The organism is Pseudoalteromonas sp. APC 3355 (genome assembly GCF_030407615.1).
Classification (GTDB): Bacteria; Pseudomonadota; Gammaproteobacteria; order Enterobacterales; family Alteromonadaceae; genus Pseudoalteromonas; species Pseudoalteromonas distincta.
The window spans coordinates 48,000-68,283 of record NZ_JASDDB010000017.1 but is presented as its reverse complement, the minus strand read 5'-3'; the positions used below and the strand labels follow the sequence as shown (position 1 = coordinate 68,283).

At 36.6% G+C, this 20,284-nt stretch carries 17 protein-coding genes; 2 read left to right on the top strand and 15 right to left on the bottom strand.

All coding sequences use genetic code 11. From position 1 onward, the window contains the following. Positions 1 to 30: 30 nt before the first annotated feature. Positions 31 to 1,200, top strand: coding sequence for an MFS transporter (locus QMA08_RS18070; protein WP_290175159.1), 1,170 nt, complete (start codon positions 31 to 33; stop codon positions 1,198 to 1,200). A gap of 74 nt (positions 1,201 to 1,274) precedes the next feature. Here the strand turns inward: QMA08_RS18070 and QMA08_RS18065 are convergent, their stop codons facing one another. From QMA08_RS18065 to QMA08_RS18030, 8 genes are all read right to left on the bottom strand, one after another. Then, positions 1,275 to 1,790, bottom strand: a complete 516-nt coding sequence (locus tag QMA08_RS18065) for a M23 family metallopeptidase (RefSeq protein WP_290175158.1) — start codon at positions 1,788 to 1,790, stop codon at positions 1,275 to 1,277. A gap of 89 nt (positions 1,791 to 1,879) precedes the next feature. Further along, positions 1,880 to 2,146 (bottom strand): YrhK family protein, encoded by a 267-nt coding sequence (locus QMA08_RS18060; protein WP_002961829.1) that lies wholly within the window; start codon positions 2,144 to 2,146, stop codon positions 1,880 to 1,882. A gap of 152 nt (positions 2,147 to 2,298) precedes the next feature. Continuing rightward, positions 2,299 to 3,639, bottom strand: coding sequence for an SPFH domain-containing protein (locus QMA08_RS18055; protein WP_002961828.1), 1,341 nt, complete (start codon positions 3,637 to 3,639; stop codon positions 2,299 to 2,301). Continuing rightward, a complete protein-coding gene (locus QMA08_RS18050; protein ID WP_024595217.1) occupies positions 3,632 to 3,970 on the bottom strand; it encodes a hypothetical protein in 339 nt (112 codons plus the stop codon). Before QMA08_RS18050 ends, QMA08_RS18055 begins: the two co-directional genes overlap by 8 nt. 235 nt (positions 3,971 to 4,205) lie before the next feature. After that, the gene (locus tag QMA08_RS18045; RefSeq protein ID WP_290175157.1) at positions 4,206 to 5,696 is read right to left on the bottom strand and encodes a hypothetical protein; all 1,491 of its coding nucleotides are present in this window, start codon (positions 5,694 to 5,696) and stop codon (positions 4,206 to 4,208) included. 581 nt (positions 5,697 to 6,277) lie between these two features. Continuing rightward, a complete protein-coding gene (locus QMA08_RS18040) occupies positions 6,278 to 9,370 on the bottom strand; it encodes a PilC/PilY family type IV pilus protein (protein WP_290175156.1) in 3,093 nt (1,030 codons plus the stop codon). Between the two features lie 555 nt (positions 9,371 to 9,925). Continuing rightward, on the bottom strand, positions 9,926 to 10,336 hold the full coding sequence (locus tag QMA08_RS18035; protein ID WP_004336087.1) for a hypothetical protein: 411 nt from the start codon (positions 10,334 to 10,336) through the stop codon (positions 9,926 to 9,928). A 513-nt stretch (positions 10,337 to 10,849) separates the two neighbouring features. After that, the gene (locus QMA08_RS18030) at positions 10,850 to 11,257 is read right to left on the bottom strand and encodes a hypothetical protein (RefSeq protein ID WP_024609350.1); all 408 of its coding nucleotides are present in this window, start codon (positions 11,255 to 11,257) and stop codon (positions 10,850 to 10,852) included. A 377-nt stretch (positions 11,258 to 11,634) separates the two neighbouring features. Between QMA08_RS18030 and QMA08_RS18025 the strand changes: the two genes are divergently transcribed. After that, positions 11,635 to 12,183: a hypothetical protein gene (locus QMA08_RS18025; RefSeq protein WP_182724636.1), complete on the top strand. Its 549-nt coding sequence runs from the start codon at positions 11,635 to 11,637 to the stop codon at positions 12,181 to 12,183. 75 nt (positions 12,184 to 12,258) lie between these two features. Here the strand turns inward: QMA08_RS18025 and QMA08_RS18020 are convergent, their stop codons facing one another. The 7 genes from QMA08_RS18020 to QMA08_RS17990 form a co-directional block, all read right to left on the bottom strand. Further along, positions 12,259 to 13,509: a sodium:proton antiporter gene (locus tag QMA08_RS18020; RefSeq protein WP_182724637.1), complete on the bottom strand. Its 1,251-nt coding sequence runs from the start codon at positions 13,507 to 13,509 to the stop codon at positions 12,259 to 12,261. A 281-nt stretch (positions 13,510 to 13,790) separates the two neighbouring features. Beyond that, positions 13,791 to 14,198, bottom strand: a complete 408-nt coding sequence (locus tag QMA08_RS18015; RefSeq protein WP_290175155.1) for a hypothetical protein — start codon at positions 14,196 to 14,198, stop codon at positions 13,791 to 13,793. Between the two features lie 139 nt (positions 14,199 to 14,337). Then, a complete protein-coding gene (locus QMA08_RS18010) occupies positions 14,338 to 15,075 on the bottom strand; it encodes a hypothetical protein (RefSeq protein ID WP_165734933.1) in 738 nt (245 codons plus the stop codon). Between the two features lie 449 nt (positions 15,076 to 15,524). Next, entirely contained in the window at positions 15,525 to 16,616 is a 1,092-nt protein-coding gene (locus QMA08_RS18005; RefSeq protein WP_290175154.1) for a cell division protein FtsZ, read from the bottom strand. A gap of 74 nt (positions 16,617 to 16,690) precedes the next feature. Then, positions 16,691 to 17,602, bottom strand: coding sequence for a WYL domain-containing protein (locus QMA08_RS18000; protein ID WP_290175153.1), 912 nt, complete (start codon positions 17,600 to 17,602; stop codon positions 16,691 to 16,693). 214 nt (positions 17,603 to 17,816) lie between these two features. Continuing rightward, on the bottom strand, positions 17,817 to 19,631 hold the full coding sequence (locus QMA08_RS17995) for an EH signature domain-containing protein (RefSeq protein ID WP_290175152.1): 1,815 nt from the start codon (positions 19,629 to 19,631) through the stop codon (positions 17,817 to 17,819). Further along, entirely contained in the window at positions 19,621 to 20,283 is a 663-nt protein-coding gene (locus tag QMA08_RS17990; RefSeq protein WP_290175151.1) for an OmpA family protein, read from the bottom strand. The genes QMA08_RS17995 and QMA08_RS17990 overlap by 11 nt, the downstream gene beginning before the upstream one ends. Position 20,284: the final 1 nt, after the last annotated feature.

Genomic DNA, 20,284 nt, shown 5'->3' with positions numbered 1-20,284 from the left:
TTATTTACCTTGATGAGTCGATAAACACACATGGCCGAATCAGCCGCCACAAGCACCTCTAACAACCCTTTAGCACCCGTTATCGGGCTGTCATTTTTTGCTATTGCATCAGGCTTTTTAATGAGCCTTATTCCGCTGTCGTTACCTGCATTTAAACTTGATGAAAACCTAGCGCCTTGGCTTGCGAGCATTTTTTACTTTGGCTTACTTATTGGCGCCACCACAATAGAGCGCATTGTGGTAAAAATGGGTCATCGCTTGGCCTTTATATTATTTTTAAGCTTATTAATAGTAAGTGTGCTTGCACAACTTGCACTACCAAATACCGTTAACTGGTTAATTGCACGATTTGTAGCAGGTGTTGCTGTTGCCGGTGTGTTTGTCGTTGTTGAGTCTTGGTTATTAATGACCAACACAGCAAAGTCGCGTGCTAAACGTTTGGGTTTATACATGACCTCACTTTATGGGGGCAGCGCGGTTGGTCAACTTGCTATAGGGCCGCTTGGCACCGAAGGTTCAACGCCTTATTTATTTGTAGCCTCGTTATTATTTTTAGCTATTTTGGCGCCTTTATTAATAACTAAAGGTCAGCCCGAAAAACAGCACCTTGAAAAACTACCACTAAAAGAAATAAAAACATTAAGCCACCCAGCTATGCTCGGATGCTTAGCATCGGGCTTATTACTGGGCCCTATTTACGGCTTAATGCCGGTGTATATTTCAGCACAAGCTGATCAAGCTCAGTACACAGGGACACTTATGGCGGTTATTATTTTAGGCGGCATGGTCGTGCAGCCGCTTGTGAGTTACTTATCTACTCGGCTTGAAAAAAGCTTATTGATGGGTATGTTTTGTTTAGTAGGCGCAGCCGGTGCTGTGGGTATACTACAAGCAAACACTTTAGCAGGATTAATAGTAAGCTACTTAATACTAGGCGCATGCAGCTTTGCACTTTACCCGATTGCTATAACACTTGCGTGCGACTCATTACCAATGGCAAAAATAGTATCTGCAACTGAGGTAATGCTTTTGAGTTACAGTATTGGTTCGGTATTTGGCCCTATGCTTGCTGCAAATTTATCTGATGCACCCAATGGTATTGTGTTTTATTTAGCAGGCTGTTTAATCACTACCTGTATTTATATGTTTATTAAAAGCATTAAAAATATTCGCGCGGGTAAAACCCCAGTTGCAGGCTAATTTTTAACTTAAATACACGCTTGCTTATTAACGGATTTTAGCTGTTAAACACCTTGTTTTAACAGCTAAAACTATTATTTAGCAGTGAGTTTTTTATGTGGGCTCAAAAAAAACATCTTTTTCCACCCTTGGTTTTGCGTTGTAAAAAGCCACGGCATAGGCACTAACGATAAAATAGAATAATGCACATGAGGCTGTTTTCCTGCGGCATTTCCGGTATCGCCCAGTAAGCCAATTTGACTGTTTATGCTTACTACATCACCTGTACTTACCGAGTAGTCATTTAAATGTGCAAAATAATGCACGCGCCATTTAGGCCCAAGCACCGCAACCACTTTACCACCTCGGCTTAACTCACCTGCAAATATAACAACACCATTTGTTGAGGCAACTACAGGAGTGTTCTTTATGCCAAAAATATCAATTCCTTTGTGCACACCCGACCTACCCCAAGGCTCGTACCAAAACGTGTTATGGTTCCAATCTTTACTTGTGGCACCTTGTACCGGAATCATTATTTTTTCGGGAATTAGTAAGCCTATAATTAGTAAAGTAGCTATTCCAATTGAAATCCACTTAAGTACTTTCACTTTTCTATCCTTGATATTTAAATAACTTATACTGGTAAATTATTAGCCATAATAACTGAACTCATCATGAGTCGTATTTATGGTTTTATTTATGAAGTTTTATTTGAATGAAATACCCGACTAACATGTACTAAGCTGATCAATTTCAAAACAGGTTTTATAAGTAATTGAGCACTGCCCGCTATAAACAACCATGTGCCACTTTCTATTAGTGAGTCATTTAAAAAGAAAAAACTGCCAATTAAAAACCACACAGCAATCAAAAAATCGTTAAACGCTCCCAGCGCTTCATATCGCCGCTGAATGGTAATATGCTCTTGTCCTAAATCTAAAATAAACTGATTACTGGGGTCCATAAGTACTGCTCACTCTTTTATTTAATAATTTAAAAAGCTTGTTTTCACAAGCTAAGCCGCACCATACAATAACAAAATTTACGCAATAAAAAACGCTGGCCAATGCGAATCAGCCAACGTTTTTATTGTTTGTGCAATACTTAACTAATCGTTTATTTTTTCTCTTTTTCTAAACGCTTTTTAAGACTCAATGCTGCATCAGCGGCTAATAAACGCATAAATTCAGAGCCATTACTTTGCTCGCCTTGGCCTGCGCCTATTACAATTTCAGGCACTAAACGGCTATTACCTAAGCTTGTAAATAAAGCGGTTTGAATTTTAACTTCTGCTTTTAGTGTTTCATCAAATACATACTTTGGATCAAGTGCAGCAGACTTAGCTCTTAAACGAGCCTCAGCTAAAACGTCCATACCTAATGCTTCTAAACGTTGTTGCTTTAGAATCTCTTCTTGCTCTTTCGCAAGCTCCGCTTTTACAGCCACTCGTTGCTGCGCAGAAATAATGGCATTTGCCTTAATTCGTTCAGCATCAATTTGCTCTTTTATTTTTAGCTTTTCAGATTCAGCACGTTGCTTAGCAATTGCTTGCTCACCTAAAGCCACTTCAGTACGCGCTTGTTGCTCTGCTTTTTTAAGGTTTTGACGCGCTAGCGCTTCATCAGCAGCAGCCTGCTTTTGGGCTTCAAGGCGAGCATTTACTTTGCTTTCGTAGTCAATATCAATAATGCTGGCATCAACTACTGTAATACCGTAAGCGCCTAAAATGGGTGCGTTACGCAGTGTATTACCCTCATCATCCATTTTAATATTAATAGTGACACGTTGCTGTTTACTTAAATTACCTAAGTCGTCAGATTTATCGCGCTCACCTGTACTAATAATTTGCTCAGTAACAAAAATACCGTTGGTTAATTGATCTGCAAAATCTTGGCTTAATTGACCATTACCACCAGAGTAATGTTGCTCTACCGACATCATTCGCGCCGACGCTTTTACATTTTCGGTGGTTGCACGCATTAATAAATTAGATATTAATGTTTCTTGTGAACCAAACTCTTCGTGTATTTTAAGTAAACCACGTAGAGCACCCGACTCTGCTGCTGGTACATTGCCTGGTAATCTAAAACGAGAGACACCTCGTGCGCCACCTGTTGTGGTATCTAAAAATCGAATTGGTATTAGCGGTACAATTGCGCTTGCTGTTGCACCGGCATCGCCCGTAAAGTTAATCGAAATTACTTTTTTATAAGCAGATGTACTACCAAACGCTTTTAAGTAAGGGCCGGCTTGATTTATTACGGTTAAGTTACCTGTAAAAGCCGATTGATGTACTAAACGCTCATCTGCTTCATTCCACGAAACAACTTGCGATGTAAGGGTTGCTATCACTACCAATACAACAACAATTGATGACACTATAATTACATTACGACGACCAAATCGACTCATAAATGAGTCACTTTTTACTGCTGGGACTGCTTTTTCGCTATCCATTTTTATTACTCTCCATGTTTAATTTCTTTTTAACAAAGTAAATAATTTCCTGTTCACTCAAATGTGCGCAAAAGCTACCAGAGCGATGTAACTCAACAAATGTTGCAAGGATTTCTTCTTTACCTTTAGCTGTTTTATCTTGGTTTTCTTGTGTTTGATTTTTTTCTGTTAGTTGAGTGATTAGTTCATCAACTATCGTGTCTTTATCAAACAGTACGTTGTATTCCTTGGATTTTCTTACCCGACTTTTATGTACGTTGCTGTAAATTACATAAAGTGCAACGCATAAAATAATAACAAGTAAACTTAACCCTATAATATAAAAAATCATAAGCTCTACTTAAATTAGTTTAAATACTTAACGAGCAATAACAATTGTAAGCATCACTTAATAAATGTTAACCCGGTAATTTTACAGTAAACCCGAGTAAAAAACAGATTAAAAATAAAGTTCATCAGGTATACAGTTATAACCGCACATAAAAGTAAGCTTTTTCAAACAAAAAAATGCCAGTCAGTTATTAACTGACTGGCACTAAGTCAATATTAATTAAGGTGTTTTTACATTATTCGCATGGCCCCCAATCAACACCGTTTTCACCGCATTCATACAGCGTTGTTCCATCTTCTCGGCGAGTCTCTCTAAACCATTGCCCTTCAATTGTTTTTATAATACGTACGTTGTCTGTGGTTTTGTATTTACGCCAAAAGCTAGCATCAATAGATGTTTCGTCATCAAACTTATAAGGCATAGCAGCGAGTACGGTAACTAAATCTTGAGTTTCTAAGTCAGTAGCTTTGTCTTTAACATTTACCCAATCAGATAATGTTTGAAAGTCGGCATTTTCTTCTCTAAAGGCAAAGTCAGTTTGGTAAAACGATCCTGATTCAGTATAGCTAATGCTAAAACCTCGCTCGAACGGTGTATCTAAATTAGCACTAACGCATTCATCTGCTGTTGGGAAGTTAACCGATGGGCTAGTATTAGTAACGCCATAAAGCACATTGCTTTGCTCAAAACTAACGTTCTCAATGCTAGAGCATCGGTAAGTACGATCGGTGTTAATGTAAACATCGTCTCTAACTGTTAATTTTCCATTTAATGATTCTTCGCCCCAAGGCGTATCTATTGAATCCAATCGAGACAAAATAACGTCAATTTTGTCGAGTTCGTCTGTATTTTGAAGCTTTACTTGCTCATAAATAAGTTCAGCGCCTGCAAAAATAACTTTGTCGCGGTACCATGCATTTTCAAACCCATACTCTGCATCTTTTGCTGTGTCTTGATAAATCACTGCTCTTACTTCTTCTGCATCAGGATACTGAGCATCTAGCTCTTGCTTGAATTTATAGGCCGCTTTTAGTCCCTTAACAATTGCTTGTGCTCTGTCGTAAGCGTCGCTGTCGTTAGTAGCGATAAAATCTGAGTAAATTTGCTCTGTCGACAAATTATAATGCGCAACCAAGTTTTGCATAACATTTGTTATTTCGCTTTGAAGGTTTGCAAGTAACTCAGTATTTTCTTTAAGTGCATCACAACTTAAATTATTGTTACCACTTTTTTGTAATTGAAGGCTCAACTGCTCCCAAATAACGGTTGTTAAAGGTGATATATTTCGAATATCTTCATCAGTCAAAGCCTCAATTGAGGGTGGAAATGACATTTGATACGCTTGTGTTACCTCGCCTAAGTCCTCGTCAATTGCGCCAACCGGTACATCAACGTACATAGTTGAATACGGCACACACAGCGCCTGCTCTTCTGTAAAATTAAAACTATAATTACCCGATTCTTCAGAGACTACAGAAGGTTCTGATTGCTCGTCAAAAGTACCATCGCCATCAATATCCAGCCATACTATTGCACCAGATACATAACCATCAATAACCTTTCCTGTAAGAGAGATAGTGTTAACTTCTACGGGATCTACTTTTATAGGGTCAGGCTTAGCTACAACTGGCTCTACAACGACTACTTTATTATCATCGCCACCACATCCAACAAGGCCTAGCGTAAACGCTAATGAAATAGCTAACTGACTTTTTTTAAAAAACATACAAAGACTTCCTTTTTTGCACTTTAATTATTATTAAAAATCATATTGTTATAAGTTACTTTAATACAAAATAAGTAATGCCAATCTGCTTATATATGGGATCTAGTTAACGTTAAGAAAATTATGCTAGAACGAGGCAAAAATTTTTGTATCTAGTTGTTCTAAATAAAATTTTAACGACGTTATAGTGCAATTTAATTTGTTAAATTACTCAAAGATTTATGCAGGTTGGTATAAATTTAAACAACAGAAATTTATTGAATTTTTATGGGGGGATGGCAACAAGTTAACATGCCCTGTACCTATATAGTGACACAGCATGTTAAATTTAGCTCTTACATTTGTTAATTAAATATAACTAACACCAGTTATTATTGACTAATATGGACTGCAAGTGCCTAGAGTAAAGGGCTCAAGTGATGACCGAGTTTTGTAAACGAATGTATATTACACATAGGTTGGTTTAGAGCCCTTCGAAAACTCTAAACCAATTATATAAGCAAACCATCAGCATTTTTGATTCGCTCTTAAAATTAAAAAGCCACCTAATTAAGGTGGCTTATGTTTATTGCATTGTGTTTCTAAAGTGCCTGAGTATCGTTTTCTTCGCGTTTATAAATATAGGTTTGTTGGGTTTTAAAGCCAAAACCAATTGGTTCAGCGCCATTTACTAGCTTAATTTTTCCACCTTCAACATTTAAATTTGGTCCAAGTATTTCAATAGCTTTTATCGGCTTATCAGAACCTTTAACCCCAGGGCCTATTAAATAAAACTGACTAACTTGCGTTACATCCGTTGCATCATCCCAATCGCACTTACCATCCGCATCATTATCTGCACACGACGGGCCTTCCCCAAAAAATAGTTTCGGTGTATCTGGTACATCATTACTTGTTGCAAATTTCACATCGTCATAAACCTTCGTTCCATAATGCAAATGAAAGGCATAAAGCGAACCACCGCCACCCGTTAACGAACATTGGTTTTGTGTTGATGATGAAGATGCAGGCGTAAAGGAAGTAAAGTAAGCAACCCCACCAACGACCGTTGCTGCAGCAAGGGACTTTTCGCCTGTCCCTAATTCGTATCGCCACCCTTTAAATTCGGCTAACTTAACTTCAAGGTTAACAAATTTATCAACTTCATCAAGTGCATTACCAAATGGGTCTTCATTCATTTTCATTAAATCATCTGGCATTATTGGGGCTGGAAATTCAGTAAATATTTTTGTTAGGGTGTTTTCATCACGGATCATATACAACTGATCTTGCTCATTAGTAGCAAGTGGGTTTGAACGATTTCCGCTACCTATAACTATTGCGTCGTACGGGGTATCTAAACGGGTGGTGATCATTTCACCACCATAATTGGTTTTAGTAACTTTACTAAACAGCGTTCTAGCAACTAATGGTTTGTAAAAAAAACGTCTGTCTTGCGACGCTAATGTACTGCCAAGCTCTGCAAGTTTAAAATGGGTAATATCACCTTCATCTTCACTAGGAATATCTACTCGCCAAATATTACCGCCAGTATCTGTTGCATAAATTCGGTCGATATACCCGTCGTAATCTGAGTCAAGCGTAGTTACATCCGCTGCAATACTGTGCTCTCCGGTAAAACCATGTTCATCTGGAGTCAGCGCCCATACCTTTTCGCCAGTTTTAGCATTAACAATGTAGATACCTAGTCCGGTTTCATCTGTTGTTCTAATCGCATTATCTTTGTTTGTATCGTAGCCTGCGCCAAATATTAGCAATGGATCCTCACCAAAGGCTTTAATGTATGCAATTTGAGGCTTAGACCATGTTTGCGCTAAATATTTAAATTCTTCTGAGCCACCAACAATAGGCTTATTCCATAATTTTTTAGGTTCGTTAGGATCACTTATATCAAGCGCGTAGTAATTTTTACCGCCTCTGCGCATACCTGCAAATGCCCACACTTCATCACCATCACTTGCTCTAATAACACCATCGTTTAACCCTTCGCTATTTGAGCCTTTATTATTAAAGAACACACTTATAGGCCCATCCATGCCATACACTTTTGTATTTGCAAGATTACTACGCAAAGCAGGAATGTTTTTTAATAAGGCTGCAGGTGTAAAAGCCCACTTTTCTTCAACAGTATCGCCTTTGTCTTCAAACATATGTAAAAAGCCGGCATTAGTACCAACTAGTATGTGAATACTTCCATCGCCGTAATCTATAGATACCGGCTTTGAATGCAAAGGGTCGCCAAAAATATTGATTCGCTGATCTACTGATGAGTTATCACCATCTTCATTGTCAACATCAACCCCTCGTGCCCAGCTAATATCACTCTCCTGTAAAGTTAGCCCGATATTAGGAATCAAATCAGGGGCAAGATCGGTAACTGTACCTGTCGCTAAATTTAAAATGGTTTGTACTTTATCAAAAGTAAAATCAATAATACTGCCCGTTTTATCTATGTAGATTTTACGGCTATCAGGGTCTAAAGTTGATAAAAGTAAATTTACGCCACCCTGGGCTACTAAATTCCCATCTGCAGGCTTATTAGTTGGCAGCCAAAATGTTCGCGCTTTCTCATCAATTAACCCATTTTCATCAAGGGCTATTTGATCAGTTGAATCGACTATATTTGCGCCTGACACTTTTAGCTTTTTTAAATTCCCGCTCCAACGTGCGCCTGTTTCTGGGTAAAACATCGCAAAGTAAATTGACTCTCGGCTACGTGTTTGGTCAACATTATTACTTGCTACCGTAGGTGATGAAAAACTATCGTTAACTTCGCGTATTTTCGATATTGTATTATTAAGCGCTTCAGAAAGTTCAGTTGATGTGTCTGCATGTAAGTACTCGCCGCCGCCCAATAAAGCGGTTTTTTCTAATAACTTTTTACCATTTGTACTCATGCCACTACCAAAACCGATAGTAAAAACGCGTCCGGTATCAGCAACCTCTGGCGTAGTATCGTACAAGTCAACTTCAACATCTCTTGTACCATGTATTATCTGAGCTAAAGCGGCTAGATAACTATTACTTGTTTTAGAAGGATTTGAGCCAAAAGTAGATTTGTATAATGATTTGATATCATCGTTTCGGTTAGTATCACTTTGAGGATCACCGTCAGTCATCAAAATTAAATTGATTGAATTATCACAACGTACATCGGCACCAACTGCTTGGGTAAATGGTGATATGTATCGAGAGTTATTGTCGTAATATAGCGAACCAGTTTCAGCAGAAAAATCCCGCTCATTTGAGTTTTGTCCGTAGTACACTTTCTGACCTGTTAGATACAAGTAGGCTTCCCATAGGGTTTCTGTAACTGGGGTACTACCAGCCGCTGGTAAACTGTGAATTTGGCTTAAAATTGTAGAATGGGGAGATCCAAGACCTGCCATAATATAGCCGCCATTATCATTTTTAAAACGCATCAAACCAAAATCGATAGAGCTATTATCAGTAACCAACTGACTCATTGCACTGATGCCGGCATCTACTTTTCTAATACCGTTGGGTAAAAAGTTTTTCATACTTCCAGATGTATCAAAAACAATGATTACACGTGGTTTTTCGTCGGTTTCAACATTATGGTTTACGTATAGCTCTATATCTTCGGCAAATACAGAAAGGCTAATACCCACCCCGAATAACAAGGCAGCTATTTTTTTTAGTTTAAATTGCATTTTTAAATCCCTTTATTTGCGCTTTTTATTTTTATTGCGCAAGTTAATAACTACTCTATTCCCTGTTTAATTTTTAGTAAGATTGAGGTGGGACTAAAAATAAAACAAAAGTCATATCTAGCTATTCATCACAAAACAGTGATTAACATTCACATCTCGTTAATACTATAAAATATATATCATTTCGATTTTTAAATAAAAACAGACTAAAGTCAAAGACATTAGGTTTTATTATCAATTAAAAACAACAGCTTAAATAAAACAATCCCGTTTTACTGCACAGTTAAATCGTGCTAAAAAACTATATTTTTACCTATGTTTCTATATTTATAGATCTATGTTTTAGGTAACAAGTACTTACCAATATAAATTAGTAACGTAAGACTCTAAAAATCACCTTTAAAAACACTATTATTCAGTAAAACTGTTTTATTAAAAGAAGTGTGTTTATAGGTAACTACGGTTATTCAAACATACAAAAAAGCCCATATTAGGTGCTACCTAATATGGGCTTTTATACTCTCGCTAAATTATAAGCGCTTTATGCAAGCATTCTTATAAAGATAACTCTTTTTTAGCGCGAGTTAAGTTATGTGTTACAAGTGAGTTTTTAGAAATTTGAACTGCTTCATATAAATCAGAAATACCAGCAGTGTCTTTTTGAGCCTTAATACGTGCTACACCACGGTTACTTAATGCAAACGATGTAAGTTCACGTACTTTTAAACGCGGACCATGGCTTTGCTTAAGCAATGCAATTGCTTGTGTACAAATAGCTTCTGCTTCTTCGTAGTTTCTTGCTTCAACATTTAAAGCACAGCTATTAAATGACTTTTCAAATGCGGGTGCTGCAGTTACAGAGTCTTCAATAACCATTAATTTATAATCACCTTGATTAGCCATTGCAGCAGCTGAGCAAGTTAATAATGAGCCAAGAGCGATGGTTTTTAAAAGTGTAAATTTCATGATTATATTCCTAATTAATTAAGTCGTACTTGTTGCCGACAACTAAACTTTAGAGTGTTAGCTCAATTACCACAAACGATAAAAACAAACCTAATAAGTGAATAAATCTAACCTATAGACTTTAGTCTAACACTTGTAAAAATACTTAGTAATTACAATTAGTTAAAAACCATGAAAATCACTAAACAATAAATAGCAAAATACATTTTTTTATTTTTTAATAATACCAATTCGCTTAATTAAGTGATCTATTTTGAGGATGGAAAAACGTGTTGATAGCTAGGCAAAAAATTCGCTATTTGGTTGTTCTAAATGAGAATTTTTTAACGCAGGTAGCGACACGTTTAGCCCCGCAAAATGATTATGTATTATTGCGAATTGGTATAACACAATACAAAGTTAATAAGCACGAAAAAGCCGATGTTGGGGTTTAACCCAACATCGGCTTTTTTACTCTCGCTATTTTATATTATGCTTTAGTAAGCACTTTATAAAACACGTTATAAAGGTTTTTTATAACGATAATTCTTCTTTAGCGCGAGATAAGTTGTGCGATACCATTGAGCTGTTAGACAATTTTGATGCCTCGTATAAATCAGCAAGTGCAGCTGTATCGTTATGCGCTTTTAAACGTGCAACACCACGGTTGCTTAATGCGAATGACGTAAGTTGGCGTACTTTAAATTTAGGGCCATCTGCGTCTTTTAAAAGTGCGATTGCTTTAGTACAAATTGCTTCCGCCTCAGCGTAATTTTTTGACTTAACATTTAGTGCGCAGCTATTAAATGATTGCTCAAGTGGCTGTGGCGCTGTTGCAGTTTCAATAACCATTAATTTGTAATCACTTTGATCAGCCATTGCAGCAGCTGAACATGTTAATAGTGAGCTAAGAGCGATAGTTTTGATAAGTGTAAATTTCATGATTAATTTCCTGTAAGTTAAGTCGTACTTGTTGCCGACAACTGAACTTTAGAGAATTAACACAACCCCGACAAACGATTAAAACAAACCTAATAAGTGAAGAAAATTAACCTATAGACCTTAGTCTAATACGTTAAACTTTTTCTATATATTTAAACAACTTACGCACCATCAATCGTGCCTAAAATCGCTACTTTACGTTTTAAAATGTATATAATTATTTATGCTTTTTTTTAGTTGGTTTTATTTTAAACACCTTACTTTGGCATAGCTGAGTAACTATCAAACAAATTTATACATTTAATTACATGCAATACTAAGTCATGTATTTATAATTACAGCTCTGGTAACTTTTCATCATTAATGGGTTAACTTTTTTGAAACACATACTTCCTCTTTTTGTTTTATTAAGCACGCTTTTATTATTTAGCCAAAATGCTAACGCAAGGCTTTTGCTCGGTAATGACATGCCTAACACCGGTATGTTTATAAAATCAGAATTTAATGGCGATAGCAGCATTACATCTGCAGGTGTAGAAATGATGGTTAAGCAAAATTACAGTAACTTTGGTGTTGTTTTTACAAGCGCAATTGGCGCGGCAGTAATCGATAATAAACAAGGCGAGCAAGAAGAATTTATAACGTGGGACAATGGCATGAAGCTTGGTTATTTTAATGACTTTTTTATATACGCCGAGCTTGGCTTAGATCTGTTCGAACTCGCCTTTAAAAACGATAGAGGCGATAACACCTACCAAATAGAAAAATCGAACAACGACATAGATGGCTACGCAGGTATAGGTGCGGGTTATCACTTTAAGCCATTTAAAATAGAAGTATTTACCCGTGCGCGCCAAATAGATGGCGACTACTGGGAAGCACAAGAACATATTTACAGCGGTGTGCAGCTCAGCTTTACGTTTTAATTGCCCTTTTTTTTATAAGAAAAATAAAAAGCGTGTGAAATACAGCTATTTCACACGCTTTTTAAAAAATTATATTTAACGGATAGTTTTGGCTACTTTACCAATACTCAAACCCTGAATTAAAATAGAAAACACCACAACCGCATAAGTGAGAGCCAATAAAATATCGCGCTCGTTCCCATCAGGTAGTTGCAATACCAGTGCAACCGAAATACCACCACGCAAGCCACCCCAGGTTAAAACTTTCCACGCACCAGTTGGCAACTCTAATTGCTTATTAAATGTAGTGGTTGTTATACCCACAACAATTAAACGTGCCATTAACGCTATTAAAATTGTTAAGCCACCAGCAATAAACAAATTACTCGAAAATGCAATCATGACGACTTCAAGCCCTATGAGTACAAATAAAATGGCATTTAAAATTTCGTCAATCAGCTCCCAAAATAAATCAACGTAATGGCGTGTTTTGTCGCTCATAGCCATACTGCGACCATGATTACCCACCATTAACCCCATCATTACCATTGCAAGTGGGCCCGACAAATGCCAATGGCTAGCCAATGCATAACCACCAATAACGCCTGCTAAAGTAAGTAGTACTTCTTCTTGGTAACTATCAATACTTTTAAGTAAGTAATATAAAATACCACCTAGTACCAAACCAAAAACAATACCGCCACCGGCTTCAACCGCCAGCGTGTGTGCCACATAATAGGTTGTAGGAATATCACCACTTGATAAAACACCCAATAAAAGCACAAAAATAACCACGCCTATACCATCGTTAAACAACGATTCACCCGCAATCACGGTTTCAATACTTTTAGGCGCACCCGCAGATTGTAAAATTCCCATTACCGCAATCGGATCGGTTGGCGAAATTAATGCGCCAAACAGTAAACACCAAATAAACGCTAAATCAAAACCGAGCAAAGGAAGCACTAAATAAAGCGCACCAGCAATAATAACCGTAGATAGCAACGTACCAACACAGGCCAAAATACCTATTGGCAATTTATAGCGCCTTAAATCGCTAACATTTACATGTAGCGCCCCAGCAAAAAGTAGCATAGAGAGCATGCCATCGAGCAAAACTTCAGTAAAATCTAACTGATCTAGCAAGCTCACTTCGTAATCTATAAGATCATCAAACCCTAAAAAGCCCAAAAATATAGCGCCGATAGATAAAAGCATCGAAATAACCATAACGCCAATGGTTGTTGGCAAGCCAATAAAGCGATGGTTTACATAGGTGAGTAACGCGGTAATTGATAAAAATATCGCACTTATTTCAAGTACGCTTAGGCTGGTTCCTGGTGCCATGGTTTAAATCTCAATATTTATTTAATGATACCTTGCTCAAAACAAGCAAAGCAGAAGGGTTATTATTTTTTATACGGTTATCTCGCATTATATTCGCGTAGCCTAAACAAGCATACCCAAAATATTAATTATAAATACACACCCTACTCTATTAACGTATTTAAAGTATTAACTCACGCGTTAAATAAAACAAAAAAGCCCATGTTAGGAATTAACCTAACATGGGCTTTTTTACTCTCGCTATTTTATAACATGCTTTTGGTAAGCACTTTATAAAGTGTTTATAAAGAAAGCTCTTCTTTAGCGCGAGTTAAGTTGTGCGATACCATTGTACTTGTAGACATTTGGTTTGCTTCGTATAAATCAGCAAGGCCAGCAGTGTCGTTATTCGCTTTTAAACGTGCAACACCACGGTTGCTTAATGCAAACGATGTAAGTTGGCGTACTTTAAATTTAGGGCCATCTGCGTCTTTTAAAAGCGCAATTGCTTTAGTACAAATTGCTTCGGCTTGAGCATAATTTTTTGACTTAACATTCAGTGCACAGCTATTAAATGATTGCTCAAGTGGCTGTGGCGCTGTTGCAGTTTCAATAACCATTAATTTGTAATCACTTTGCTCAGCCATTGCAGCAGCTGAACATGTAAGTAGTGAGCTAAGAGCGATAGTTTTGATAAGAGTAAGTTTCATGGTCGTAGTCCTGTTGGTTAAGCCGTGCTTGTTGCCGACAACTGAACTTTAGAGAATTAACACAAAACCTACAAACGATTAAAACAAACCTAATAAGTGAAGAAAATTAACTTATAGACTTTAGTCTAATGCCCGCTTATTAATTAACTTGGAATGGATCTAAGTCAAGATTACATTTGTTCTTTAAATTACTACTCCAAAGTTTTTGTTCAAGTATGCTTTTTTCTGTCAGCAATGATTTTACGTTGTTATTCAGGGATGGCTTTGCTATGTCGGATTTATAAGAAAATTCAGGTTTCGATGCTAATCGTTTTTTCACCGTCATCACATTATTTATATTTACGGCTAAAAATTTATCGTCTGTATGCTCCCATAGAAGCATAAATTTATCTGTAGATGATAATATTGACACGCACTTTAAGTCAGTTGACCACTTATTTTTTATATCATATCTAGCGAAGTTCTTTCTTTGCTCATGCAAGTCAATAACTTTAATGATCGGTAACATATAAATGATAAAAAGCATCATAGAGATAGCTATACCAAAATAATTAATTTTCTTATTGTGAAACATTAAAAATGCAAAGTAGCATTGTATAAGCAAAAAAAATGTAGCAATTAAAACAGTAGTAATATCTCCATTTGCACTTAACCTATAAATCTCCGTTATATCGGAGAATTCAAATATATTAATACCAAAGCCTCTATAAAATATAACCGTATATGAATAGCATATAAGCGTAAAAATTAATCCTCCGATACTAGTTACTAGCAAGTAATGATTTTTGATGATTTTCTTCAAGTTTAAAAAATCTCTATTCAACTGCTCTGAGATGAAGGAACTCACCTCTTTTAATTTCCTAAATATTAGATCCATTTTAAACCTCTATGTCCTTAAATAATATCAAAGTAATTTAATTACGAAGAATAAAGCAATATATATTTAATAAAATTCATTCTGGTTGTTAAATTAGTCTTGTAATAAATACTAATGCCGTTAAACACAATATTTCTCTTTCTTTTAAATCCTCACCCAAACCTATAAACTCCCTCGCCCATATGCCATAATCTAAATAATTCATAATTTTAGTAACTTGGCGCGTATTTAGGCGCTTTAAAGTTAACTACTCAGGGTTTTCAGCATGGCATATCAAGAGCAAAATCAAGCAACAATCTATTGGCACGATTATGAGACCCCCAATAAAAATAAGCACTTCAAGGGTCACAATTGATTTCTGCACACATTTCTGTACGCAGAATTATTTTTAACAATTTTAGAGCTACTTAGAGCTGTAAACTTTATAAAATAAGAGTTATAAGAAAATTTTATAACTCTTTTTGTGGGGCTGGCGATTTAGTCCTGATGTATGCAGGGATGTCAAAAATATCAGATGGCTTTGGCCTAGCCTTGTTAGCTTTTTCCTCAGGCTTTTTGTCTTTACTAAGGTCATCAGTAACCATTTTAGTACTGGCTCCCGTAGCAATTACCAGTAACTCATAGTTAGTCGCTAAGCTTTCTATTCTTGAAACACCACAAATAACTAACGCATTAGGGCTTACCTGCTGGCGCACTGTATCGGTAATGAGGTTATAACTACCTAGTGAAATTTCATCTTTGCAATTTACTTGTATGATTACACCGGTACTTGATGACATATCAACTTGATTAACCAATGGATTATTAAGTGCCCCATCAAGTGCTGTAGTAAGCTCGCTTTCTTCATCGCATTTACCAACACCTAGTACAGCATCACCCTGGCAATCCATAATTTTAGCAAAATCGTTTAAATCAACGTTTATTAGGCCTTGAAAGCACAGCATATCGATGAGTGATTTTATCAGTGAGTGGAGTATTTGGTTACTATGTTTAAACGCATCAAATAACCCTATATCGTTGCCTAGCACTTCAATAAGTTGATCGTTTGGGAGTGTAATAACCGCGTTAGCATGTTCTTTTAGATCATTTAGGCCGGTTTTCGCTATATTACTTCTGAACTGCCCTTCACTACTAAATGGCAATGTAGCAACAAATATTATGGGCTTACCTAGCTCACTAGCAAGCTCTGCTATGTAAGGGCTAGCGCCAGTCCCAGTACCACCACCCAACCCTGTTGCACACAGAATTATATCGCAGCCATTAATAAGCGTTAAAAGCTGCTCTTTACTTTCTTCCGCTGCTTGCAGTCCAACTTTGGGATCGGCCCCTGCACCATACCCATGAGTGAGCTCTGCACCTATCAGTACTGCTTCATCACTCTGTGTATGTTCAAGTACCACTTTGTCGGTATTAACGCTATACAAGTGCGCCTGCTCAGACTCGCGCTGTTCAAAAATACTGTTAAGCGTATTACAGCCACACCCACCAATGCCAAATACACCGATTGATAAACCATCATTTTGTTGAATTAATTGAAACATAATCACTCCTTAACTTTTAAAGGAGCATAACAAATAGGTGCGTCAATTTTTGACGCACCTAAACTTTAAATTAATCAAAGGTAGTTTGCAGTAGCCGCTTTAAGCTTATGAACAATTCTTTGCCGCAGCTTTTCAGGTTTAATAACCTCAAGCCAATGAGCACATTTAAATAGCTCATCGGTTAGTTGTTCTGTATCAATAGTTTGGTAGGTAAGTAATACATTTTTTTCATCAATATGTTGCTTTTCAATCAGCTCGCCAAGTTCAATAAAGCCTTGATTAACCGTTGAATGAATAGGTACTTTTACAACTAACTCGATCGTTTCTTGCTTCATACCTTTATTGATCGCACTGCGCAGCGACTTTAACTGCTCAGAGCTTGGCTCTCGTCGTGTTTTTTGCAAAATGTGTACATTGCGAATGCGGTAAACCGGCATTTGATAACACTTGTCGTGAAGCTCACCCACCATAAACTGCGCCATTAACACACCGCCTTGCTCAACTAAGTTGTAGAAACTTAACTCCGCAAATTTTAGCCAATGCGCCTCATCGTAAAGCACTCTATAAAGCTCAGCGCTCACAGCTCGATTGTGCTTAATTGCATGCTCAATTTGCGCAACCAGATGAGTATCAATATTCACTTTTAAGGAGGGCTTTGCCAGGGTTGCAAGCCAATCAGGCACATGCCCATTAAAACGTTTAAGCGCCTGCTCGGCTTTAATATAAACTGAGCGTTTAACATCACTAGGAACTGATTTCGGTAGTAACTGCTCCAGCAGCAAGTAATGTTCAGCCACTTCACTGCTCATTACTTTTGAGTTACCACCTCTCCACTGCGCATTGATAAACCAGCCATAGGGTTTACTGCGCATGTCTTTTTCAAGACCGAAGCACCCTTGCTCGTATAGTGATTGAAGGTCACGCTGCAACATACGGCTGGAAAGATCCAACCCACTCTTCGATAAAGCAATTTGTAGTTCACTCACTGAAGTACTTTTAGGACTTGAAGGTATAAAATCTAAAATTGAATTATGTCGGGCAGTCTTCATAGTTTACATTTCATGTAGCTTTGATAAAAAGTATAAAGCCTTGGATTAACTTTGATTATTTAAACAACAAGACTGTTTGCAGCAATATGAAACCAACTAAGAACAATTACAAGCTCCATAGTTGAAAGCTAAGCCTTTTGAAGTATATTTGTCACAGTTTCCTTTTTCGACTCGAGTTTATAGCTTTAACCAAGTTTTTACCTGGTACCACGCGCGCTTTATATTCCTTTTCCTTAGGCAATGCTAGACCATATTTAGTTGCTAAATTAATAGCTAACTCATAACCACAATCTGCAGACTTAATAACCCACCCCTCTCCATCACGCTTTAAAGTAGGAGAGTTTTTAGGGTTATTAATAATATTCATCCCTAAGAGATACATTGCTTCTGGATTTCCTTTATTAGCGGATTTATGTAAATAAGTTTCATATACGTGCTTATTTCCGTCCAATAAAGCATTTTTAGCTATAGCTAAATCACGATAGCTCTTTTTAACTAAAGGTGATACCCCTGAGTATTTTTCAGTTTTCTCCTCTTCATTCCAGAACCTTTCATTCCACTCAATTAAGCGACTTTGTCGCTTCATCAAGCTTTCTTCAGATGGTTTTGCCATACCGTATTGATGATCGTATTTACCAATACTCTTTGGTAATCCTAAGAAGTGAGTAATATTTGAATTAGGAGTTATATTTAGTTTGGTCCTGAGAAGCTTTTCAAATGCGTATTGCCATAAGTACTCATGATCATGTACAAATCCATAAGTCATGTTTCGAATATCTTTTAAAGATAAGTTTTTATTTTCTAATAACCTTGTAATATTTCGCTGAGAGCGCTCAAAAACTCTAATTTCACTCGCTTGTCCTCTCAAAATTTCTACAATAATGTGCTCACCAATTTCAAATATGCATGCTTCCGAATTTTCATTCGGCTCATCAGGTAGTATTATCAAATTTCGAGAATTAACAACCAACCCCACACTAATTACTTGATATGTATGCTTCGGCAGAAGTATTTTTATTTGATTAAATTTTTGACTGTAATTTTTCCAAAATACAGAGCGAGCTCTTAATTGATTGCTTTGGGTATCATCAATATTAAGAGCTGAGCTATTAATATCCTTGCTCAGTAACTTAACCAGTAATTCAAACAAGAAATAATTACTTATTTCATATTTTTCCTCTAACGCTTTTCGCGAAGCAGGTTCTAATTCATACCAGAGGCTTTGATCTTCACTTGGTAAGCAATTTTCTTTTAACCATGTATCTAATATATGAGAAAAATGAATGTCGCTTTGGACCAGCTCATTAGTTACAGATAACAGTTCAAATCGGGTCAGTGGCGAAAATGAAGAAATTAACCATTCAGAACTAATAGTATCGAGCGTTTTAGGTAAACTATGAATAAGATTATTAATTAAACCTTTTCTTGTTGCGTTCGGTTTTGCAAGTTTAAGTTTATTAATAAAACTCAACGTTTGACTATTATTAGCCAACGCAAGTTTATTGCACGAAATATAGTCTGCTTTATAAATATTTGTAAGCCACTCAACTCTCCGGTGATGCCTTTCATGTAGAAATGGCTTCACGATCGATAAAGTATCTAGTAATAATACAGGGTAAGATTTACGTTCTTTTTCAATAAACTGACTGGCTAAAAAGAAAGCCATATTTGCTACTGCATCATAGTTATTTATACACTTCCAAAGTAGTATGCTTATTTCTTGCTTTTCCAGTTCATCATCAATATAAATATCATTACAAAAAAGCATTAACCATTCGCTTAATGTAATAGCATCTGCCATATCATTTTTGATAACGTTTATTATTTGAGTATACGTTAAAGGTGGAAAGTTAGGCTCTATATTTGATACATCACTGTTTTCAAGGTTTGAACTAGTAGGTACATTTTTTAAGCTATTTTTATTAGGTATGATAGGTGCCCTAAATTTAATACCGCTACTCAACATTTTTTAGACCACCCTGTTCAAATGACCCTAATAACTCCTGACCTTTAAATTGGAACCTAAACATTACTTTTCTATCAGCAGCATTATCAGAGTTTTTATCTGCATCAAGCGGCCCTCTGCCAGCTAGTAATGTTTTGTCAAAAAACTCCTGTTTCTTATCAAAATCCATATTATAAATATAATATGAAACACTATTTGCCCTCTTTACACTCAACTCCATGTTGTAGCTAAAGCCACCTTCACGGCTTGAGTGGCCCTCCACAATAATGCGTGAAACTTCATCAGCTATATCTTCACTTTGAAAAATAACATTACTGTATATAGGAATAAATTTATCTAAAAACGTTTTGCCACTCCCCTTTAACGTAAAGTCGCCTTGCTCAAAAAGTACGGAGTCTAATATTGAAATATCACCGGTTACAGGGTCTGCTTCTACCTCGATGTTTGCTTCACTAAGTGCTTTATTAATCCCTTGAATAATTAGGATTCGTTTATTCTTGCTACTTTCTTGAGACTCTGATATTTGCACAAGTGCGCTTATTAATAATAGTGCAAATATCATCAACAAAGCAGACATTAAATCACCTATAGATAGCCATGCACCACTGTCATCAACTTCATCAACTTGTTGGGTACGCATAGTAGAAAGCATA